Source organism: Sphingomonas sp. IC-56 (assembly GCF_021043375.1).
Classification (GTDB): domain Bacteria; phylum Pseudomonadota; class Alphaproteobacteria; order Sphingomonadales; family Sphingomonadaceae; genus Sphingomonas.
In genome coordinates this window covers 387,589-409,235 of sequence record NZ_JAJNDV010000001.1, presented here as the reverse complement: position 1 = coordinate 409,235, position 21,647 = coordinate 387,589, and the positions used below count along the sequence as shown (strand labels likewise).

The 21,647-nt window shown below is 67.7% G+C and carries 10 protein-coding genes; 2 read left to right on the top strand and 8 right to left on the bottom strand.

The genetic code is table 11. The features are described from left to right. Positions 1-163: 163 nt before the first annotated feature. The 6 genes from LQ953_RS02080 to LQ953_RS02055 are packed head-to-tail and all read right to left on the bottom strand — an operon-like array spanning position 164 to position 13,337. On the bottom strand, positions 164-2,071 hold the full coding sequence (locus LQ953_RS02080) for an alpha-L-fucosidase (RefSeq protein ID WP_231028786.1): 1,908 nt from the start codon (positions 2,069-2,071) through the stop codon (positions 164-166). Positions 2,072-2,085: 14 nt separating this feature from the next. After that, positions 2,086-4,404, bottom strand: coding sequence for a GH92 family glycosyl hydrolase (locus LQ953_RS02075; protein ID WP_231028784.1), 2,319 nt, complete (start codon positions 4,402-4,404; stop codon positions 2,086-2,088). Then, the gene (locus tag LQ953_RS02070) at positions 4,401-5,822 is read right to left on the bottom strand and encodes a glycoside hydrolase family 125 protein (protein WP_443026527.1); all 1,422 of its coding nucleotides are present in this window, start codon (positions 5,820-5,822) and stop codon (positions 4,401-4,403) included. Before LQ953_RS02070 ends, LQ953_RS02075 begins: the two co-directional genes overlap by 4 nt. Then, positions 5,819-8,380, bottom strand: coding sequence for a glycoside hydrolase family 3 C-terminal domain-containing protein (locus tag LQ953_RS02065; RefSeq protein ID WP_231028782.1), 2,562 nt, complete (start codon positions 8,378-8,380; stop codon positions 5,819-5,821). Before LQ953_RS02065 ends, LQ953_RS02070 begins: the two co-directional genes overlap by 4 nt. Next, a complete protein-coding gene (locus LQ953_RS02060; RefSeq protein WP_231028781.1) occupies positions 8,377-11,013 on the bottom strand; it encodes a beta-mannosidase in 2,637 nt (878 codons plus the stop codon). Before LQ953_RS02060 ends, LQ953_RS02065 begins: the two co-directional genes overlap by 4 nt. Beyond that, entirely contained in the window at positions 11,010-13,337 is a 2,328-nt protein-coding gene (locus tag LQ953_RS02055) for a beta-N-acetylhexosaminidase (RefSeq protein ID WP_231028779.1), read from the bottom strand. Before LQ953_RS02055 ends, LQ953_RS02060 begins: the two co-directional genes overlap by 4 nt. Positions 13,338-13,583: 246 nt before the next feature. Between LQ953_RS02055 and LQ953_RS02050 the strand changes: the two genes are divergently transcribed. Next, a complete protein-coding gene (locus tag LQ953_RS02050; RefSeq protein ID WP_231028776.1) occupies positions 13,584-14,321 on the top strand; it encodes a GntR family transcriptional regulator in 738 nt (245 codons plus the stop codon). Between the two features lie 69 nt (positions 14,322-14,390). Next, positions 14,391-17,288: a beta-galactosidase GalA gene (galA, locus tag LQ953_RS02045; protein ID WP_231028774.1), complete on the top strand. Its 2,898-nt coding sequence runs from the start codon at positions 14,391-14,393 to the stop codon at positions 17,286-17,288. 142 nt (positions 17,289-17,430) lie between these two features. On the opposite strand, the gene nagE is transcribed toward galA, so the two are convergent. Continuing rightward, entirely contained in the window at positions 17,431-19,137 is a 1,707-nt protein-coding gene (gene nagE / locus LQ953_RS02040) for an N-acetylglucosamine-specific PTS transporter subunit IIBC (RefSeq protein WP_231028773.1), read from the bottom strand. Then, positions 19,134-21,626: a phosphoenolpyruvate--protein phosphotransferase gene (gene ptsP, locus LQ953_RS02035; protein WP_443026535.1), complete on the bottom strand. Its 2,493-nt coding sequence runs from the start codon at positions 21,624-21,626 to the stop codon at positions 19,134-19,136. The genes nagE and ptsP overlap by 4 nt, the downstream gene beginning before the upstream one ends. Between the last annotated feature and the right edge of the window lie 21 nt (positions 21,627-21,647).

Below are 21,647 nucleotides of genomic sequence, written 5' to 3'. Positions count from 1 at the left end.
GAAGATCAATTCAATACCAGATTATCCTTTGGTACTAGGGACATTCAATCCCGCATCAGGCGCACAAACTGCGTTGATCTGGGGTCGCGCCCGCTTACCCGTGCAGGTGGCTGGCGCTCCTGCACTTCCGAAAAAGCGCCCAGACCAGTGATCCTCATCAGCGTTAGGGCACGAACCCGCCGATGCCCGCCACGGCCAGCTTAGTGGCCGGAACCGCCGTTTCGGCAAAGGTGAGCCGCAGATAGTGCGCGGTACGAGCCCGCGCAAAGACGATGCGTTGCGTCGAGAGGGCATAGGCGATGTTGGAGAACTCTCCCGTCGCCGCCGGCTCCCAGTTGGTACCATCTCGGCTCGTCTCCGCCAGATAGCCGCGTGGCGGCGCAGCCCCCGTCATGACCTGACGCGATGGAGTCAGGCTGAACCCGGCAAGCTCGGTCATCGCGCCCAGATTGGCGACGACGCGCGCCGGCTTTCCTGGCGTCGGACTTGGCTGCACCCAGATGGTACCAGCTTCGTTGTCGAGCAGCTTCTCGGCGCCGGGGGCGCTCGCCTCGACGATGCGCCATTTGGTCACGTCGAGCACGCTCGGGTCGGTCGAAACGATGGCGGGAACCGGCACCGACGCAACCGAGTGGAACAGCGCAAACTCGCTGATCGCCGGGGCGACGGGCGCCTCCAGCACGCGCAGCCGAACCCGGCGGGGCGCGATCGGGGTGGGCAGGCGGATGATCCGCTGCGCCGAGATGCATTCATGCTCGGCAAGCGTCTGCCAGCTGCCGCCGATCTCGGCATCGACCGCAAAGCGCGTGACACGCACTCCGAGCGGGAGGTATTCGCGCAGCCGGATCACGTCGAAATGCGTGCCGGGCTTGAGGTCGAGCGTGAGCGTGGGCGTAGTGACAGTGTCGGGGCTCGCCCAATAGGTCTCGCGATTGCCGTCGAGCACGCGTGCGGGCGCGAAGCCGGAGCGGCTGTGGCTGGCGTGCGCCACTGCGCCCTGGGCGAGATCGCGCGCGAAGGTCGCGCGTATGGCGTCACCAAATGACTTGAGGATTTTGAAATCCTGGTCCGGAATGCGGCCGCGCCGATCGGGTGGGATGTTGAGGTTCAGGTTGGTGCCGCGTCCGACGGACTCGTCATAAAGCCGCACCAGCCGCTCGGGGCTCTTGACCTTGGAGTCCTCGTCGGAATGGTAGAACCAGCCCGGACGGATCGACACGTCGGTCTCCGCCGGCCACCAGATCGCGCCGCCGCGTACACCGGCATTGCCGTTCTTCTGGTCATAGGGTTCGTTCGGCATCGTCGGCCAGCACGGATCGCCCGCAACGCCGTCCTCATTGCCTACCCAGCGGATATCGGCGCCCAGTGGATCGAAGGTGCAGGCGTTTGGCTGGAGCTTGTGGACCAGCGCCACGATCGAAGGCCAATTGTAATAGCGCGGCGCATCGATCTTCCGCGCCTCGCGCGCGCCGCCATAATAGCCGTCGCCGCCATTGGCGCCGTCGAACCAAACTTCGAACAGCTCGCCATAGCGCGTGCAGAGTTCGGTCAGCTGCGTGCGGAAATAGTCGACATAGGCGGGGCGGCCATATTCGGGATGGTTGCGGTCCCAGGGCGAGAGATACAGGCCGAACGGCAGCTTGGCGCGTTTGCACGCGTCGGCCATCTCGCGGACGATGTCGCCTTTGCCATTCTTGTAGGGACTGTTGCGGATGCAATGTTCGGTCAGCATCGTCGGCCACAGGCAGAAACCGTCATGATGCTTGGCGGTGAGGATCAGCCCCTGAAGACCGCCGGCCTTGGCCGCGGCCACTATCTGGTCCGCGTCGAAATCGCTGGGGTTGAACAGCTTGGGGCTCTCGTCGCCGAACCCCCATTCCTTGTCGGTGTAGGTGTTGATCGAGAAATGGACGAAGGCGTATTGTTCGCGCCCGTGCCACGTCCACTGGCGCGGGCTCGGCGTCGCGCCGAAAGGCTTGGGCGCGCGCGCCGCGGCTAGGGCGGGGGCGGCGGGGAGTGCTGCACCAGCAAGGCCGGTGGCGATCAGGGTGCGCCGGGAAAGCTCGGTCATGGGATCCTCTTGTCTCAGGCGGGCGTGCGGCCGAACGACGGCGGGCGGTCGGCAAGGGCGCGACCGAAGCTGCGGTTGGGGGTGCGGGACATGGTGAAGCGCAGCGTGCCGCCGACGGCGAGATCGCGATGCGAGATCCAGCTCTTGGTCCAGGGGCGGCCGTTCCAGGTCACTGCGGCGACATAGGGGGTGTCGGGGCCATTGCCCGGCGCTTCGATCACCAGCTTGCGCGTGCCCAGCTTCAGCGTCACGCGGGTGAACAGGGGCGATCCGAACACATAGGCGGCTTCGACCGGGTCGACGGGGTAGAAGCCGAGCGCGGACAGCACGAACCAGGCGCTCATCTGCCCGCAGTCATCGTTGCCGATGATGCCGTCGGGATCGTTCTTGTACATCTCGACGCAGAGGCGGCGGACCATGGCCTGGGTTTTCCAGGGCGCGCCGACATAGCTGTAGAGATAGGGCGCGTGCTGGTCAGGTTCGTTGCCGTGCGCGTACTGGCCGACCAGTCCCGAGATGTCGGGTGGGGCGTTGGCGGGCAGGGTGGAGGGCGCGTTGAACAGCGCGTCGAGCTTTGCCTCGAACTTCGCGTCGCCGCCGATATGCGCGATCAGGCCATAGATGTCGTGCTGGTTGAGGAAGGTCGCCTGCCAGCCATTGGCTTCCGTATAGTCGCGCCAATCGGGTTCGGGCATGTGGCCGAGCTGGATGGGGTCATAGTCCTTCCACCAACTGCCGTTGGCGAACCGGGGGCGGGCAAAGCCGATCTTACCGTCGATGACGTTGCGCCAATTGCCTGAGCGCTTGAGGAGGCGATCGGCGTCCTGGGGGGCACCAGCGGCTCTAGCGAGATGGGCGGAGGCCCAATCGTCATAAGCATATTCCTGGGTGCGGCTTACGCTCTCATTGACCTTGTCCGCGGGGACGTAGTTGAGTGTGCCGTAGAGGCTGCGGCCTTTGCTATTTTCCAGGTCCGGCGCAGAAAAGTCGAAGCTTCTCCGGTAGATAGCGGGCCAGGCGGCGGCATAGTCGGCTGGAATGCCCTTGGCATGGGCTTCGGCCAGTGGAACCACCCCGTGCCAGCCGATCATGGTGCCGGTTTCCTTGCCCTGAAGCGGCCAGACGAGCGGGCCGAAGGGCGATTGGGCGGTCTGGCGGATCAGGTCGTCGACCATGAGCTTGGTCTTGTCCGGCGCGACGAGCGTCAGCAGCGGATGGAGCGCGCGGTACGTGTCCCACAGCGAATAGCTGCTGAAGGCAGCGCCGCCGACGGGGACGGTTTGCACCGTGCCGTCGAGTCCGGGGTAGCGGCCATCCACGTCCGAGACGAGGGTCGGCGCGACCTGGGCATGGTAGAGGGCCGAAGACAGGATGGTGCGCTGGTCGGCGCTGCCGCCCTCTACCTGGATGGTGTCCAGCGCCTTTGCCCAGCGCGCCGAGGCGTCGCGGCGGACGCGGTCGAAGTTCCAGTGCTTGGCATCAGCCTGGAGATTGGCGCGTGCGCCGACGGCATCGACCGCGGAAATGCCGCAGCGGACCAGCACCGGCGCGCTGCCGGCGTCGTTATAATGAAGGACGGCCTTCAAGCGCTTGCCGGTGACCCCTGTCGAGCCGGCGGGCTGGGGCAGATCATGGTCGCCATGGAAGGTGATGCGATCGGGCTGGCGCGAGAATTGCATCGCGAAGAAGATGCGGCGGCCCTTGGCCCAGCGGAACACACGGCGGGTGCCGGTGAGCGTGCCGTCGGTTTGGATGGCGAGCGATGCTTCGTCGATCAGCGGACGCGCGCCGGTGCGCTCAAGCACCAGGTGCGACAAGTCGATCAGCAGATGCCCGGCACCCTTGGGGAAACGATAGCGGTGCCAGCCGGTGCGATCGGTAACGGTCAGTTCGGCCTGCACGCCGGTTTCGAGCGCCACGCGGTAATAGCCTGGTTCGGCATGTTCGCCCGAGAAGCGCTGGCGGTAACCGGCGTCCGGGTTCTCCACCGTACCGGGCTGCAACTGCACCGGACCCGCCGAGGGCACCACCAGCACGTCGAGCATGTCGCCGATGCCGGTGCCCGAAAGATGCGTGTGCGAGAAGCCGAGGATCGAGGTGTCGCCGCGATGATAGCCCGAGCAGGTCTCCCAGCGCTCCACGCCGGTATCGGGGCTGAGCTGGACCATGCCGAACGGCACGGTCGCGCCGGGATAGGTGTGGCCGGTGCCGCCGGTGCCGATGAACAGGTTGGGCGCGGCCCCTTGCTTGCCGCGAGCGGCAGCGGCGGGCAGCGTGGAAGCGGCAAGCCCCAATGCGCTCGAGGCGAGCAGCTGGCGACGGGTGGGAGTCAAAGCGAACCTGCCAGCAGATGCGGCCGAGTGCCGGCCAGGTGGACGATCAATTCACCGAACAGGCCATTGGCCCAGGCGAACCATTCCCGCGTGAACTTGGAGGGATCGTCGTGGTCGACCGCTTCATGGATGAAGCCGGTGCCGCCATCGCTGTCGCGGATCATGCGCAGGCATTGGCGGATCGTCGCATCATCGCTGCGCGTGAAGGCGCGCATCACTAGCGACATGGGCCAGACCTGGTTCAGCCCGACATGGGGGCCGCCAATCCCCTCGACCACGCGTCCGCGCGACCAATAGGGATTGTTCTCGCTCCACGCTGCCGCGGCGGTGCGCTGGAACAGCGGGTCGTTCGCGGGCAGGCAGCCGAGATAGGCAAGCGCGGAGAGCGACGGGACATTGGCGTCGTCCATGAAAAGCGCGTTGCCGAAGCCATCGATCTCGAACGGAATGACTTCGCTGCCATCGGGCAGCCGCATGCGCGCGTACTTGCGCAGCGCCGCATCGACTTCGTCAGCCAGCGCCACGGCTTCGTTCGCCAGCGCCGCGTCACCGCGCGCTGCATTCGCCACCACCGCGAGTTCACGCAGCGCCGTCACGGCGAAATAGTTGGACGGGATCAGGAACGGGTAGACGCAGGCGTCGTCGGAGGGACGGAAGCCGCAATGGATCAGGCCTACGGCACGCGACGGCGCGCCATAGCCGTCGAGCGGCAGGGACTCGCTTGGAATGTTGCTCTTGCGCTGGAAGCGGTACGGCCCCTTGCCGTCCTTGCGCTGCTGTTCGCGGAAGGTGGCGATGCTCAGCCGCGCGGCTTCTGCCCAGCGGGTATCGAACGGGGTCTTGTCGCCGGTTGCCTGCCAATAGCCATGCGCGAGGCGCATCGGATAGCAGAGCGAGTCGATCTCCCATTTGCGCTCGGCGACGCCGGGCTTGAGCGGGAAGCGATCGTCGAGCGACCAGCTGAGGTTCGTCTTGGCGGACGGATCCTCCATGAACGCGTTGGCGTAGGGATCGATCAGGATCGAGCGCGACTGGCGCGCGATCAGGCCATGGTAGAGCCGCCGCAGATCGGCATCCTGTTTTGCCAGGTGGAGATAGGGCTTCACCTGCGCCGAGCTGTCGCGCAGCCAGAGCGCGTTGATGTCGCCGGTACGCACGAACGCATCGGGCGCGCCGTCCACCGTGCGCATCGCCACGGTGGTGTCCAGCGTGTTGGGGTAACAATTGCCGAACATCCAGCGCAGCTTGGGATCGGCGATCTTCTTCGAAACGCGCACGATCTCGCGCTCGACCGCCTTGCTGACGAATTTGCGGTCGACGGGCTTGGGGCGATGGCTGACGAAGCCGGTTTTCTGCGCGAAGGCAGGGGTGGCGGCGAGGGCGAGGCCCGCGCCGATCATGGTCCGGCGGTTAATCACTTGGGCAACTCCTGTGCTTCGCCGTTCAGGGTAAAGTCGGCCCATTGGCCCGGCGCGCTGCCGGGCTGGCCGCCGCCGACCCACAGGCGATAGGCGCCGGGCACCACCCGCCGCGTGCCGTCGCGCGCGACGGTGCTGAGGCTGCGCGGGTCGAGCGTGAAGCGCAGCGTCGACGCCTTGCCGGGCTTGAGGGTCACGCGGCGGAAGCCGGCGAGCTCGCGCTGGAGGATCGGGGTGGTCATGGTGCGCGCCTTGAGCGCGGGCGGGACGACATAGGCCTGCACCACTTCGTCGCCGGCGCGGGCGCCGCTGTTGCGCACGCGGACGCTGACTTCCACCGGGGCGCCGAGCGCGCCGGCCTTTGCCGTCAGCGCGTCATAGGCGAAGCTGGTATAGCTGAGCCCATGGCCAAAGCCCCAGAGCGGCGTACCGGTGAAGAAGCGGTAGGTCCGCTCCTTCATGCCATAGTCGACGAACGCCGGCAGGTCCGAAGTGGACTTGTAGAAGGTGACCGGCAGGCGGCCCGAGGGGTTGTTGAGCCCGGCGAGCGTCTCGGCAATCGCGGTGCCGCCGGATTCGCCGGGATACCAGGCAGTGAGGATCGCGTCGGCTTGTGCAGGATCGACTGCGATCGCGCTGCCATTGGTCAGCACCAGCACCACCGGCTTGCCGGTGTCGCGCAGCGCCTGGAGCAGGCGCTGCTGGGCGAAGGGCAGGCCGATATCGGTGCGGTCGCCGCCGGCAAAACCGGGAACGGTGACCTGGAGCGCTTCGCCTTCCAGATCGGGCGACAGGCCAAGCACCGCGACGATCACGTCCGCGTCCTTGGCGGCGGTCACTGCCTGGGTGAGCAGCGGCTCGGCAGGCGGGAGCCAGAGCAGGCGAATGCCTTCATCCTCGCCGGCATGATCGAGCTCCATGCGGAAGCTGTGGCGGCTGCCATCGCTGGTGAAGGGCATTTCCACGCGGGTCTTGCCGAGCAGGCCCTGGTGGAGCGGTTTGTTGTCGATCCACAGCCGGACGCTGTCATGCGTCTTGCAGTCTGTCCAGCAGGCGGGGATCTCGAGCGCCAACGTGTAGCGGCCGGGGCCCGGGGGCACGATCTCGCCCGACCAGCGCACCGCGAACCCCTTTGCGTCCAGCTCTGGCAGCGGCGCGACGCGGGTATAGTTGAAGTCGATGCGCCGATCCTGGCGGACAGCGGCGGGCGCTCCGGTGACGGTGGCGCTGGCGAAATATTCTGCCTTCAGCCCTGGCTTGCCGTCGGCCGTGAAGGCGGTTTCGGGCATCACCACCGGGGCGCCGTCGGCGAGTACCGAGCCCTGCGCATAGCGGACGTTCGCCGCGCCGAACTGGCGGCGGATGCCATCGAGCGGAGTCACCGGCGTCTTGGCGGTGCCGTGGTAATTGCCCTCCAGCACGTTCAGGTCATCGGCATTGGCGCCGATCACGGCGATGCGGCTGCCGGGCTTGAGCGGCAGGCGGTCGGCATCGTTCTTGAGCAGCACGATTGCCTTGCGAGCGGCGTCGAGCGCCAGGGCGCGGTTGGCGGGTGTGCCGACTTCGCTGGGCTTGATGCGGTTCCACGGGCTGGTGGCGCCGAGGATGGTGCCGAGCGCCTGGCGGGCCGAGAGCGCGCGGGTGAGGGCGGTGTCGATCTCCGCCTCGCTCACCAGCCCGCGTGCGACTGCTTCGGGGAGGGCAGCATAGGTGTTGCCGCAGTTGAGGTCGTTGCCGCCCTTGATCGCCGCTGCCGACGCCGCTGCGCCGTCCAAGCGGTAATGGTGGAACAGGTGGATGTTGGCGACCGCGTCGCAGTCCGACACGGTGAAACCGTTAAAGCCCCAATCGGTGCGCAGCCGCGTGTTCATCAACTCGGGCAGCGCGCAGAGCGGTACGCCGTGGATCGAGTTGTACGCGCACATGAGCGAACGCGCTTTTCCTTCCGTGACCGCAAGGCGGAAGGCGGGGAGATAGGTGGATTCCAGGTCCTGGGGGCTGGGATCGACATCGAAGCTGTCGCGCCCGGCCTCGGGCCCGCTGTGCACGGCATAGTGCTTGGGGGTGGCGATGACCTTGGGGAATTTGGGGTCGGGCCCTTGCAGCCCGCGGATGAAGGCGACGCCGAGATGGCCGGTGAGGTAGGGGTCCTCGCCATAGGTTTCCTGGCCACGGCCCCAGCGCGGATCGCGGAAGATGTTGATGTTGGGCGACCAGATGGTCAGCCCTTCATAGATCCGGCGATCGGCGTTCAGCGGCCGGGCGTTGAACTTGGCGCGGGCTTCGGTGGCGACGACGTCGCCGACCTTGCCGAGCAGGTCGACGTCCCAGGTGGCGGCGAGGCCGATCGCCTGGGGGAAGACCGTGGCGTAGCCGTTGCGGGCGAGGCCGTGCAGCCCCTCGTTCCACCAATCGAAGGCGGGGAGGCCGGCTTCCGCATTGGCGGGGGCGGTGCTTTGCAGCTGGGCCGCCTTTTCCTCCAGCGTCATGGTGGCGATGGCTTTCGCGAGCGCATCGGCATCGGGCTCTGCGGCGGCGAGGAGCAGGAACGGGATCATGACTGGGGTCCAAGCGTACGAAGGGTGAGGGCGCGTTGCAGCGCTTGGGGATCGGCCTGCGAGGCGACGGTGATCGTCACGTTCTCGCCCGGCAGCAGATCGAAGCCGTCGTCCGAGGGCTGGGCGGCGATGCTGCCGAAGTCGAGCATCACCGCACGGGCAAGCGCCGTGGCGGTGATCGTCACCCGATTGCCGTCCCAGCGCGCGGTTAGGCCGGGGGCGGGATAGGCCATGTCCTTCGGCACCGCGCGTTCGACGATCGTGCGGGACACGCTGCGACCGCCGATGATCAGCTCGGCCACGGCATAGCTGGCGTTCGCCGGGGCGGCACCGAACAGGTCGGCGTCGATGATCCTGGCGACTTCCTGAGCGCCGAGCGGGGTCAGGGTAACGTCGGCGCCACGCGCGCCAAGCGCCGCGTCGAGAGGCGTGTGCGCCGCATCGGTGCCGCGCTCGCTGAGCGGCTTGCCGGCCATGTCGAACGCGCGGATGCGCCATTGCGCCGCGAGGGGCTGGGTGGCGTCGGAGACCAAGGCGACGCGGGTAGCGCCGTCGCGATGCTCGGTGACGATCGCCTGGGGCGCGAAGAAGCGGCGCGCGGCATAATGGAGCAGCTTCCACTGGCCGCTATAGTCGACGCTCGCCCAGGAGATTGCCGGCCAGGTGTCGTTGAGCTGCCAGTAGAGCGAGCCGAGCGTGGTGGGGCGGCAGGCGCGATGATGGCGCGCGGCCATATCGATTGCCTGCGCCTGATTGACCTGGGTCAGGTACACCGTGTCGGCAAAGTCCTTCGGCGCGCGCAGGCGCTGGTCGAGGTAGAGCTTGAGGCGGCTATTGCCTTCGCCGGCGAGGAATTTCTGGTGCGCCTTGAGTACAGGGCTCTCCAGCGTCAGTGGGCCATCGCCTGCGAAGCCGCGGATCGTCGACAGGTCGGGCATGGCCTGGAAGCCGTATTCCGACATGAAGCGCGGGCAGCTGTCGAGATAGCGCTCGACCGGCTTGGAGCCCGACCACACGTCCCAGAAATGGCGGTCGCCGTCCTTGTCGGTGTCGGTCGGCGCCTCGTAATCGGTGGCGGGCGAGTTGTTCCAATAGGGCGTGCCCGGCGAGCGGGTGAGCACGGCGTTGCGCAGCACGCGGTCGAACAGCACGGCCATGCCGACGCCGATCCGCTCTTGTTCATCCGCGCCAACGCGCTTCTTGAAGGCCTTGCGGTCCGACCAGTTTTCCCAGCCGGCCAGGATCTCGTTGCCGCCCGACCACGCGATGACAGAGGGGTGCGGCTGGAGCCGTTCGACCTGCTCCTCAGCCTCGATGCGGACATTCTCGCGGAAGGCGGCGTCGGGGGGCGTGACTGCCCCGCCGAACATGAAATCCTGCCAGATCATCAGGCCCATCTTGTCGGCGATCTCGTAGAACGCGTCGTCCAGATAGTATCCGCCGCCCCAAACACGGATCATGTTCATGTGCACGTCGCGGGCACTCTGGAGGATATGCTCCATCTGCGCGCGGGGGACGCGGGCGGGGAAGTTGTCGAACGGGATCAGGTTCGCGCCCTTGGCGAATACGGGCACGCCGTTGACCTTGAAGCCGAAGCTGCCGTCCTTGCGGATCAGCTCCACGGTGCGCAGGCCAAGCGTCTGCGCGATGCGGTCGCTGGTTTCACCGCCGTCGATCAGTGCGCCGGTGACGCTGTAGAGCGGCTGGTCGCCATAGCCGACCGGCCACCAGCGCCGGGGCTTGGAGACCGTAAGCGGCACGCTGATTTCGTTGATGCCGGCAGCGACCGTGAAGCTGCGCTTGACGCTCTGCTTCTTGCCCCCGGGCGCGGTTAGGGTCGTGTTGAGCGTGAAGGAGCCGGCGCGGTCGGCGACGATGCGGTAGCGGGCGACGAGGCGCGCCTCGGCGGCGTTGATCGCTTCCTGGTCGACGCGCAGGTTGTCGATGCGGGCTTCGTCCCACGCCTCGAGCTTCACTGGGCGCCACAGGCCGATGTTGACCAGGCGGGGACCCCAGTCCCAGCTCCAATGGTATTTGGGTTTGCGGATATAGGGCGAGGTCTGCTTGCCCTTGGGTTCGTCGCCGAACTCGGACTCATATTCACCGGGCAGCGGATTGGCTTCGGCGAGCACGCGCGGCTGGAGCGTTCGGATCGGCGAGGCGAAGGAGACGATCAACTCGTTGCGTCCGACCTTGAGCGCGGACTTGGCGTCGACGCGCCAGCGGCGATGCGCGTTGTCGGCGGTGAGCAGCCGCGTGCCGTTGAGCGACACGGTAGCGAAGGTATCGAGCCCGTCGAACACGAGGTCGAGATGATCGCGCTTGAGCATCGCCGGGGTGACGTCGATCACCTTGCGGAACTGCCAGGCGGTAAGGCCGGCCCATTGAATCGGCGCCTGGTTGATCCCCTTGAACGGATCGGGCGCGCGACCGAGCGCGATCAGATCCTGCTGGACGCTGCCGGGCACGCGCGCGGCAAACCAGCTTGCTTCGGCCGGCCGAGTCTTGGCAGCGGCGTCGGTGGGATCGATGCGGACTTCCCAGGCGCCATCGAGCGACAGCGTCTCGCGCGGATCGGCGAGCGCGGGCAGGGCGGCGGACAGCAGCGGCAAGGCGAGCAGCGCGCGAGTCACTTGGCTGCTCCCTCGGTCAGCACGACCTTTTCGACCGTGTAGAAGGGGGCCGATGCCGGCGAAGTGAACTGGAAGCACAAGTCTTCGTCTCCCTGCATCTGCGGGAACGTGCCCGAGAAGCTGAACTGGGTGGGTGCGGTTGCCGGATCGGGCAGCGCAAAGCTGCCGACCACGATCGGCTTGACCCTCTTGTCGGTGGCTGCGGCGGTGCAGCGGGCGGTGATTACCAGCTCGCCGTGCATCGTTGCGGGATAGGGATCGCGGCGCCTGCCGGTGTCGTGCGCCAGGCCCCAGTGGCGCGCCAGCCGCGTGACGCTGACGGTGAAGCCCTTCGCGATGCTCAGCGGTGCGGCGGGGTAGGCGGTGCAGGTGTTGAACAGGTCGATGTTATAGACCGGCGCAGTGGCGGCCTGATCGGGCGTGAGCGGCACGCGCAGGTAAAGCGAGCCGCCGGGGCACGCCGCCATGTCCGAGGTGGTACGGGTCAGCAGCGCAGGCCGGCTGGTGTCGAACGCGCGCGGCGCTGCGGTGGCATTGCCGGCCTTGTCGAATGCGGCGGCCCGGATCGTGGCGCCCGACTTGAGCGTGAGCGGCTCCTTGTACACCGGCGACTTGGCCGTCGGGTCGCGGCCATTGAGCGTGTAGCGGATCGTGCCATAGGGCGCCTGGGTTGCGAGCGCGACCACAGCCTTGTTGGTGCGCAACGCGTCGCCGCGACTGCCCTGAAGCTCGTAGCTGACCGCGAAGGCGCCATCGGCGACATGCATGCCCGATCGCTGCCAGCGGCCGATCTGCGGCTGGACGCGGCCGAGGAAGCTGGCGAAGTCGCGCTTGTCCTTGGCGGACCAGGTCATCTCCGCGATGGCGGCGGCGCGCGGGAAAAAGGCGTGCTGCACCTGGGCAGGGGTGATCAGATACTCGCTCCAAGCATTGCCCTGTGCGCCAAGCACATGCCTGGCCCTGTCCGCGGAAATGCCGGCGGGCACCGGTTCGTAGCGGTAGATCTTTTCCAGCGACTGGACGGCGAGCCGGCCGTTCCACTCGTCGGGCAAGTTGCTCTGCAGCTGGTCGAGATAGAGCAGTGGCGCCGGGCTCAGCACCACGTCATGCCCCTGATTGGCGGCCTCGACCGCCCCCTTTTCGCCGCGCCACGACATCACCGAGGCGGAGGCGGGCAGGCCGCCCTCCAGGATCTCGTCCCAGCCGATCAGGCGACGGCCCTTGGTCGCGAGATACTTGCCGAACTCCCCGATCATCCAGCTTTGCAGTTCGTTCTCGCTCTTGAGGCCGAGTGCCTTGATCTGCGCCTGGACCTTGGGCGAGCGCTCCCACTGGTCCTTGATCGCCTCGTCACCGCCCAGATGAATGAAGGTGCTGGGGAACACCTCCACCAGTTCATCGAGCACGTTCTTGACGAACTGCATGCCTTCGGGCGCCGGGTTGAACAGATAGGGCATGACGCCCCAGTCGTGACCGACCTCGGGCGCGTCGGCGAACACGCTGAACTCAGGATAGGCGGCGGCGAGCGCCTGGGCGTGACCCGGCAAGTCGATCTCGGGGACGATCGTCACCCCGCGCTCGGCCGCATAGGCGACCAGCGCCTTCAATTGTTCCTGCGTGTAGAAGCCGCCATGGCGCGGCCCGACCGGCCCGCCGCTCGAGGGCGGGGTGCGCCAGCCGCCGAGTTGCGTGAGCTTGGGGTAGCGCTTCACTTCGAAGCGCCAGCCCTGATCGTCGGTCAGATGGAGGTGCAGCGTGTTGAGCTTCACCGAGGCCATTTGGTCGACGATCTTGTAGACGTCTTCAATCGGCTGGAAGTGGCGCGCCACATCCATCAGCAGCCCGCGCCAGCCGAAGCGCGGGGCGTCCTCAATCGTCACTGCCTGGACCCGTACCGGCTTGCCGAACGCGCGGTCGGGGCTGAGCAGCTGCGCGGCGGTCATGGCGCCATAGACCAGTCCGCGATCGTTCGAGGCCGCGATACGGATCCCGCGGGCATCCACCGTCAGGCGATAGGCTTCGTCACCGATCACCGTGTTGTCGCGGGTGAAGCGGATCGCGCCGGTGCCGGTGCGGGGGACCAGGTTGAGGCCGCGTTCGACCTTTACATGTGCGGCGAGCAGGCGGGCGGCTGCGGCTGCGCCGGCATCCCCTTCGGGGGTGGCGATCGCGGCGCCGTCACCAAGCGTGAACGCACCGGTGCCATGGGTGACCGAGGCGGGCATGGGCGTCAGCGGCAGCGTGCCCTGCGCCAGCGCGGCGGGCGCCGATAGCAATGCCGCCCATCCGAGGTGCCGCACCCGTCCCGCCAATGCCCTGCCCATGGTATCGCTCCCGCTCCCTGCCGCTGTGCGGCTTGGCCCCGGTGTAACCAATATAAGTCCTGAGGCACAATAGCATCGTTCACCCGCTGGCGTGGCAACGACAGATCGTTACATTTTCCGCAGGCGACTTGCAGGATCGATGGGATACCAATGTGTATCCACGCATATCCCCGTTGTCGGGCGGACGCCGTTGCGATAGCCTCGCCAAAGAAGAACCGCGCAAGGGGCGGCGCAGGGGGAGTGTTGATGACGTTTTCGGATCAGGTCGGGCGGTTTCGCGAAGATAATCCATCCCCGCTTTACCTTCAGCTACAGCAACTCATTCGTGAGGGGATCGATTCCAAGGTACTGAACCAGGGCGACGCGATCCCGCCGGAGCGTGACCTGGCCATCGAATATGACGTGTCGCGCATCACCGTGCGCAAGGCGATTGGCGGGCTGGTCGAGGAAGGGTTGCTGACGCGCCGGCGAGGGGCGGGTACCTTTGTGGCAGGACGTGTCGAGAAGAGCTTTTCCAAACTTTCCTCCTTTACCGAAGACATGGCGGCGCGCGGCCGCAAGGCGAGCAGCAGCTGGATCTCGCGCGCGCCGGGGCAGGTAAACCCGGAAGAAGCGATGATGCTGGGCCTGTCGCCCGGCGCGCCGGTGCTGCGCTTCGCCCGCATCCGCTATGCCGATGAAGAGCCCATGGCGCTCGAATTCACCACCATCCCAAGCTACTGCCTGCCATCGGTCGATGCGGTCGAGGACTCGCTGTATGGCGCGCTGGAACAGGTGGGCAATCGCCCGGTGCGGGCGCTCCAGCGGCTGCGCGCGGTGCCGTTTGGGGGCGAGCATGCCCGCATGCTGGGTGTCGATCCGGGCCATGCCGGGCTGTTGATCGAGCGCCGCGCCTTTCTGCGCGATGGCCGGCCGGCCGAGGTCACCCGCTCTTATTATCGCGGCGATGCCTATGATTTCGTGGCGGAACTGAGCGACATCTAACCGCTCCATACCCTCTGTATCTCGTACCAGGCCGCGCATGTACGCGCGGCTATAGCCGGAGTTTTCGCCATGGATCGTCGTCAAGTCCTTCGCAGTAGCGCGGGCGTTGGGGCGTTGCTGGCGGTGCCGGTGGGCGAGGCCGCCGCTGCGCCGCGCGACGGCGACGGCTTTCCGATGCCCGCCCCGCTGCGGGAACTGGCGCCGCGCCTGCCCGATCTCGATCCGTCGCGGACGCTGCTGGAACTGGGCTGGCGCTTTCACGAAGGCGAAGTGCCGACGCCCGCGCCGCAGGGGCATCACGAGACCTATCTGAGCGTCAAGGCCGGCAATGCGCTGGGCGCGGCGGCGATGGGGTATGACGACAGCGACTGGGCGCAGGTGCGGCTGCCGCATGACTGGGCGGCGGCGCAGCCTTTCGTGGAGACGGCCAATGTGTCGCAGGGATACCGCCCGCGCGGGATCGGCTGGTACCGGCGCGCGCTGCGGCTTGATCCGGCGGATCGCGGCAAGACGCTGGAGCTGCACTTCGATGGCATCGCCACCAACGCGACGATCTGGGTCAACGGCAGCACCGTCGCGCATAACTGGTCGGGCTATAACAGCGTCCATGTCGACCTGACGCCGTTTGCGCGCTTTGGCGAGGAAGTGAACGAAATCGCCATCCGCGTCGACGCCGATGCCAAGGAGGGCTGGTGGTACGAAGGCGCGGGACTGTACCGTCATGTCTGGCTGGTGCGCCGGGCGCCGGTGGCGATCGTCAGCGACGGGGTGCATTGCGACCCGCGGCTGCGCGAGGGGCGCTGGCACGTGCCGGTGACCGCGACACTGGGCAATGTCTCGCGTGCTGCGGCGACGGTGACGGTGGAAGCGACGCTGCTGGATCCCGATGGCCGCGAAGTGGCGAGCGGGCGGGCCGATGTCGCGGTGCCGGTGCTTGGGCGGGCCGACGCGGTGCTCGACCTCGACGGCGGCACACCGCAGCTGTGGTCGGTGGAGCGGCCGACGCTCTATACCGTGCAGACGCGGGTGCTGGTGGACGGAAGGAGCGTCGACGAGCGCCGGGTCGCAATCGGCTTCCGCACCATCCGCTTCGATGCCGACCAGGGGCTGTTCGTCAATGACCGGCACGTCAAGCTCAAGGGCGTTTGCCTGCACCAGGACCATGCCGGCGTCGGCGTGGCGCTGCCCGACGCGCTGATCCGCTGGCGGCTGGAGCGGCTGAAGGCGATGGGCTGCAACGCGATCCGCATGTCGCACAATGCGCCCACTGCCGAGCTGCTCGACTGGTGTGACCGCATGGGCTTTCTCGTGATGAACGAGAACCGGCTGTTCAATCCGGCGCCCGACTATATGGCGCAGCTGGAATGGCTGGTGCGGCGCGATCGCAATCGGCCGAGCGTGATCCTGTGGTCGGTGTTCAACGAAGAACCGATGCAGGGCACGCAAGCGGGCGTTGAAATGGTGCGCCGCATGGCCGCCACCGTGCACCGGCTGGACGGCAGCCGCCCGGTTACCGGCGCGATGAATGGATCGTTCTACAACCCCATCAATGTGTCGAGCGAACTCGATGTGATGGGGTTCAACTATTATCAGGCCGATTACGACAAGTTCCACAAGCTGAACCCGACCAAGCCGATCACCAGTTCGGAAGACACCAGCGCCTATCAGACGCGCGGCGCGTTCGAGACCAACGCGGCGGGGCATGTCATCACGTCTTACGATACCGAGGCGACGAGCTGGGGCGCGACGCATCGCGACACCTGGAAGAACATCGTGGAGCGACCGTTCGTCGCCGGCGGATTCGTGTGGACCGGGTTCGACTATCATGGCGAACCGACGCCGCACGCCTGGCCGACGATCGCCAGCTTCTTCGGCGTCCTCGACCTGTGCGGCTTCCCCAAGACCGCGTTCGACATTCACCGCGCGCATTGGGTGGACGACGCGCCCGTCGTGGCGATCGCACCGCACTGGACCTGGCCGGGGCGTGAAGGCCAGCCGATCAAGGTCTTCGTCAGCAGCAATGCCGAAATCGTCGCGCTGCGGCTGAACGGGCGCGAACTGGGTGTGCAGAAGGTTGAGCGCATCATGGGCAACGAGTGGAGCGTGCCCTATGCCCCCGGCCGGATCGAAGCGGTGGCGATGCGCGGCGGCAAGGTGGTCGGGCGGGCGGTGCATGAAACCGCGGGCAAGCCGGTGGCGCTGCGGCTGACTGCGGCGCGCACCGCGATGGCGGGCGACGATGAAGACGCGCAGCCGATCACGATCAGCGCCGTCGACGCGCAGGGGCGGCACGTGCCGACGGCCAATCTGATGACGCGCTTCACCGTGAGCGGGGCGACGATCCTGGGCGTCGGCAATGGCGATCCCAACAGCCATGAGCCCGAGCAGGTCGAGCCCGGCGCGGGCTCGCGCTCGTTGTTCAACGGTCTGGCGCAGCTGATCGTGCGCGCAGGCACGGGTCGCGGCAGCATCACCGTGCGGGCTACGGCGCAGGGCCTGAAGTCGGCGGCGCTGACGATCGCCCGGGCGGACATCGCGCCGCGTACGCAGGTGGCGGTGGTGCCGCAATTGCAGGCGGTGACCGATTGGCGGCGCTCGGCGCGCTTTGCCGAGCAGCCCGCGGCGTCGCTTGCGCCTGCTGATGGCGACAATAACAGCTGGGACTTCGTGAAAAGCGGCACCGCGACGCCCGCCGATGCGCAGCCGGGCTGGCGGGTCTATCGCACCCGCGTCAGGCCGTGGAAGCGGGTGGCCGCGCAGGGCGGTACGATCGCGTTCGAGGTGGTTGGCGGGCGCGCGGAGCTTTGGGTCGACGGGCGCAAGCTGGCGACCAAGCGCGACGCGGCGCCGGGGCCATTGAAGGCGGCGCTGGCGGCGGGGCAGGGGGTGCGCACGGTCGTGCTGCTGGTGGATGCGTCGGTGGGGGCGCGCTCGGGGTTACTAGGGGCAGTTTCGATCGAGCCGTAGAGCTTGGGGGTTGAAGTGGTTCCCCGGCGAAGGCCGGGGCCCAGCTGCAAGCCGCTCGAGGAAGCGTCGAACGCCACCGAAGGGACGCCGAAGCTGAGCCCCGGCCTTCGCCGGGGAACTGGTGATTACCTGGGTCCTGCCGTTAGCGCGCCAGCAGCGTTTCGGCTGCGCCTGGGGCGAGCAGCAAGTGGACCAGTCCTTCGCCTGGGCGCGCGACCGAGCGTACGCCGAGCGCTGCGAGTGCGCTGTCCTGGGCGTTGCCGACCTCATTCAGCTCCACCCGCACCCGCGAACCGTGGACGGTTACGCCGCAGACATTGTCCGCCCCGCCCAGTGCCGCCAGCGCGGCAGGGGTGAGCACTGCGCCCGATGGCGAAGGCGGGGCCGGTGCCGCTGCCAGCTGCCCGCCACCCAGCGCCAGCGCGTCGCGGATCTCGACCGCCACGGAGTCGGCGATGGGGCCGAGCACCACTTGCAGCGCGTGGGCCGAGGGCTTGATGATCCCGCGCGCGCCAAGTGCCTTCAACGCGGCTTCATCGACCTGTGCCTGATCGGCGACCATCAGCCGCAACCGGGTGGTGCAGGCGTTGACGCTCGTCAGGTTCGCCGCGCCGCCCAGCGCACGGGCAAAGGCCGCGCCGCGCTCGCCGGCAGTGGCCGCCGTGGCGACCGGTGCGGCCTCGGGCTCACGGCCGGGCGTTTGCAGATTGAAGCGGCGGATCACGAAGCTGAAGATGCCGTAGTAGAGCGCGAAATACACCGCGCCGACGGGGAGCAGCAGCAGCGGACGCGTCGCCTTGCCGAAGTTCAGCACATAGTCGAACAGGCCGGCCGAGAAGCCGAAGCCGAGCTTCACGCCCAGCAGGTCCATCAGCACCAACGCCGCGCCGGTCAGCACCGCATGCACGGCATAGAGCGCGGGCGCGAGGAACATGAAGCTGAACTCAATCGGCTCAGTGACGCCAGTGAGCATCGAGGTGAGCGCCAGGCTGAACAGCAGGCCGCCGACCGCCTTGCGCCGATCGGGCAGTGCCGCGCGGTACATCGCCAGGCACGCAGCGGGCAGGCCGAACATCATCACGGGAAAGAAGCCGGCCATGAACGCGCCTGCTTCGGGGTCGCCCGCGAAGAAGCGGCGCAGATCGCCGTTCGCGCCGTTGAAGTCGCCCTGCACGAACCAGAACACGTTGTTGAGGATGTGGTGGAGACCGGTGACGAGCAGCAGCCGGTTGAGCAGTCCGAACAGGAACAGTCCGAAGCCGCCCGCGCGCGCAATGCCATGGCCCATGCCATCGATGCCCGCGCTCAGATGCGAGAAGCCGAGGCCGACCAGGAGCGCAAGCGCAAGGCCCGCCACGCCGCTCACGATCGGGACGAAGCGCCGTCCGCCGAAAAAGGCGAGATATTCCGGGAGCTTGATGGTCGAGAAGCGATTGTAGAAGGTGCCGCCGACAAGCCCGGAGAGGATGCCGATCGGCACGTCCAGACGGGAGATGGCCTTGGCCTTCCAGGCGGCGACGGTCACGTCGAGGGCGGGGCCAGTGAGACCCCCGCCGATATCGGCGGGCACGCTCATCAGCACCTTGGCGGACTCGGTCGCGACCAGGAAGCATACGATGCCGGCGAGCGGCGCCGCGCCATTGCCGTCTTTGGCATAGCCGGTGGCGACGCCGATCGCGAACAACAGGCCCAGATGCGAGAAAAGCGCGTCGCCCGCGGCGCTCAAGAAAGCGATGTCGAGCAGGTCGGGCTGGCCCAGGCGCAGCAACAGGCCGGCGACAGGCAGCACCGCGATCGGCAGCATCAGCGCACGGCCGAGCGGCTGAAGCAGTTCCAGGATCGACTTCATGCAGTGAACTCCCGGGCGAGCTTACGGACATCGGCGGCGGTGGCGCAGGCAAGCGCGGCAACGGCAAGCGCGCGTGTGTCCTCGAAGGTCAGGCTGGACACCAGTGCCTTGATCTCCGGCACGATGGCCGGGGTGGCGGAAAGCTCGGTTACGCCCAGCCCGATCAGGATCGGTACGGCCAGCGGATCGGAAGCAAGCCCGCCGCACACGCCGGTCCAGCGGCCATGACGGTTGGCGCCGCGCGCGGTTTCACCGATCATCCGCAGAACGGCGGGATGCAGCCCGTCTATGGCGCCGGCCACCGCCGCGTTGCCGCGATCCATGGCCAGGGCATATTGGGTGAGGTCGTTGGTGCCGATCGACAGGAAATCGGCCTCTGCTGCCAGCAAGTCGGCGGTCACCGCCGCTGCGGGCGTCTCCACCATGACGCCTAGTTCCACGATGTCGGTGATGCCCATTTCGGCACGGAGGCGGTCGAGCACTGTGCGCACCCGACGCAGTTCGTCCACGCACGCGACCATCGGCACCATGATGCGGCATTGCCCGATCGGCTGGACCTTCAGGATCGCGCGGATCTGGTCTTCGAGCAGTTGCGGATGGGCGAAGCCGACGCGGATGCCGCGAAGGCCCAGCGCCGGGTTTTCCTCGGTCGGGATCGGCAGATAGGGCGCAGGCTTGTCGCCGCCGATGTCGAGCAGCCGGACGATCAGCGGCCGCCCTGCGAGCACATCGGCAATCGCCTGGTAATCGGCCGCCTGTTCGTCGACGCTGGGCGCGGTGTCGCGATCGAGGAACAGGAACTCGGTGCGCAGCAGGCCCGAACCTTCGGCGCCGTTGGCGACCGCGAGCTCGGCATCGGCGCGCGAACCGAGATTGGCGAAGACTTCGATCCGCGTGCCATCGGCCATGTGGCAGGTCTTGTCGGCTGCGGCTTGGGCCGCCGCGCGGCGCGCCGCACGCTCGGCCACGGTTTGCTGCGCCGCGTCCAGCGCCTTGGCATCGGGCGCGACATGCAGCTGGGCAGCGCCGGCATCGAGAATGAGCGCGGTGCCTTCCTCGATCTGGCCGAGCACTGGGCCGAGCGCCACCAGCGTGGGTAGGCCCATGCTCGCGGCGAGGATTGCGACGTGCGAGGTCGGGCCGCCGCGCTCGACGCAGATGCCGACGACATTGGCTGGATCCAGCGCCATCAACTGCGAGGGAAGCAGGTCTTGGGCAAGGAGGATCGTCTGCGGTGGCAGGGCAAGCGGCGCCTCTTCGCGGCCTGCCAGGATCAACAGAATGCGACGCTCCAGGTCGAGCAGATCGTCAGCGCGCTCGGCCAGGCGTGCGTCACCCGAGGCTCGCAATGCCTCTGCCTGCGGGCGGATCGCTTCGCGCCAGCCATGGCCGGCACTCGCCCCGCCCCGGATCGCCGCTGCCGCCGCGCCGAGCAGGCCCGCATCGTCGAGCATCGCGCGGTGCGCCTCCACGATCGCGCGCTGCGGACCATGGGCGTGCTGCACTTCACGCTCCAGGCGCGCCGCGAGGGTGGAGCGTGCAGCGTCGAGGCGCGCCTGTTCCTCCTCCACGCTGGTGGCGGCGGGATCGACCTCGATCTCGGCGAGCTTGAAGCGGCGGGCATGGCCGACCGACAGGCCAGGCGCGGCGGTGACGCCGGGCAGCTTGCCGTCGGTGGGAAGCGCGGTGAGCGCCTGCTTTGCGGTGAGCGTCGTGACGGGGGCGGGCGCATGCCCCTTTTCGCCCATGCCGCTTTCGATCAGCGCGGCCAGCGTGGCGACCGCGTCCTCGGCCTGTTCTCCCTGCGCCGAGAGCGTGATCTCATCGCCGAAGCGGATGCCGAGCGCCAGCAACCCTACCGGGCTGCGCACGCTGGCGGTCTGGCTAGCCTTGGCGATGCTGACTTCCGCGCGGTAGCAGGTGACTGCGTCGCGGATGCGGGCGGCGGGGCGGGCGTGGATGCCGTGGACCAGCGGCACGACCACGCTGCGCTCCACGGTCTCGCCGGTACTCGGCTCGCGTGCCGTTTCCGCGACGGCGCGCGGTTCAAGGGTGAAGATCGCCTCGCCCGGCACGACCAGGCCGTCGTCACGGGTGCGCGCCAGCGTGTAGCCGGGCGTTTCGAGCAGCACGACCGGCGTCACGGCGGAAGGCGCGCCGCACACCACCGCGTCCAGGTCGAAGCGGATCAGCGGGTCGCCCTTGCGCACGCGGTCGCCCACCTGGACGCAGGGACCAAAGCCCTGGCCATTCATCGCCACGGTATCCAGCCCGATATGCATCAGGATCTCGGCGCCTTCGCCCGCGAGGATCGTGATCGCGTGGCCGCTCGGTTGGAGCACGGTCACTTCGCCGTCGCACGGCGCGTACAGGCAATCGCCGGTGGGGTCGATCGCCACGCCGTCGCCCAGCATGCGCTGCGCAAAGACGGGGTCGGACACTTCCTCCAGCCCCGAAAGCCAGCCGGCAAGCGGGGCGCCGATGGCGATGCTCGCCCCGGCAACGTCGTC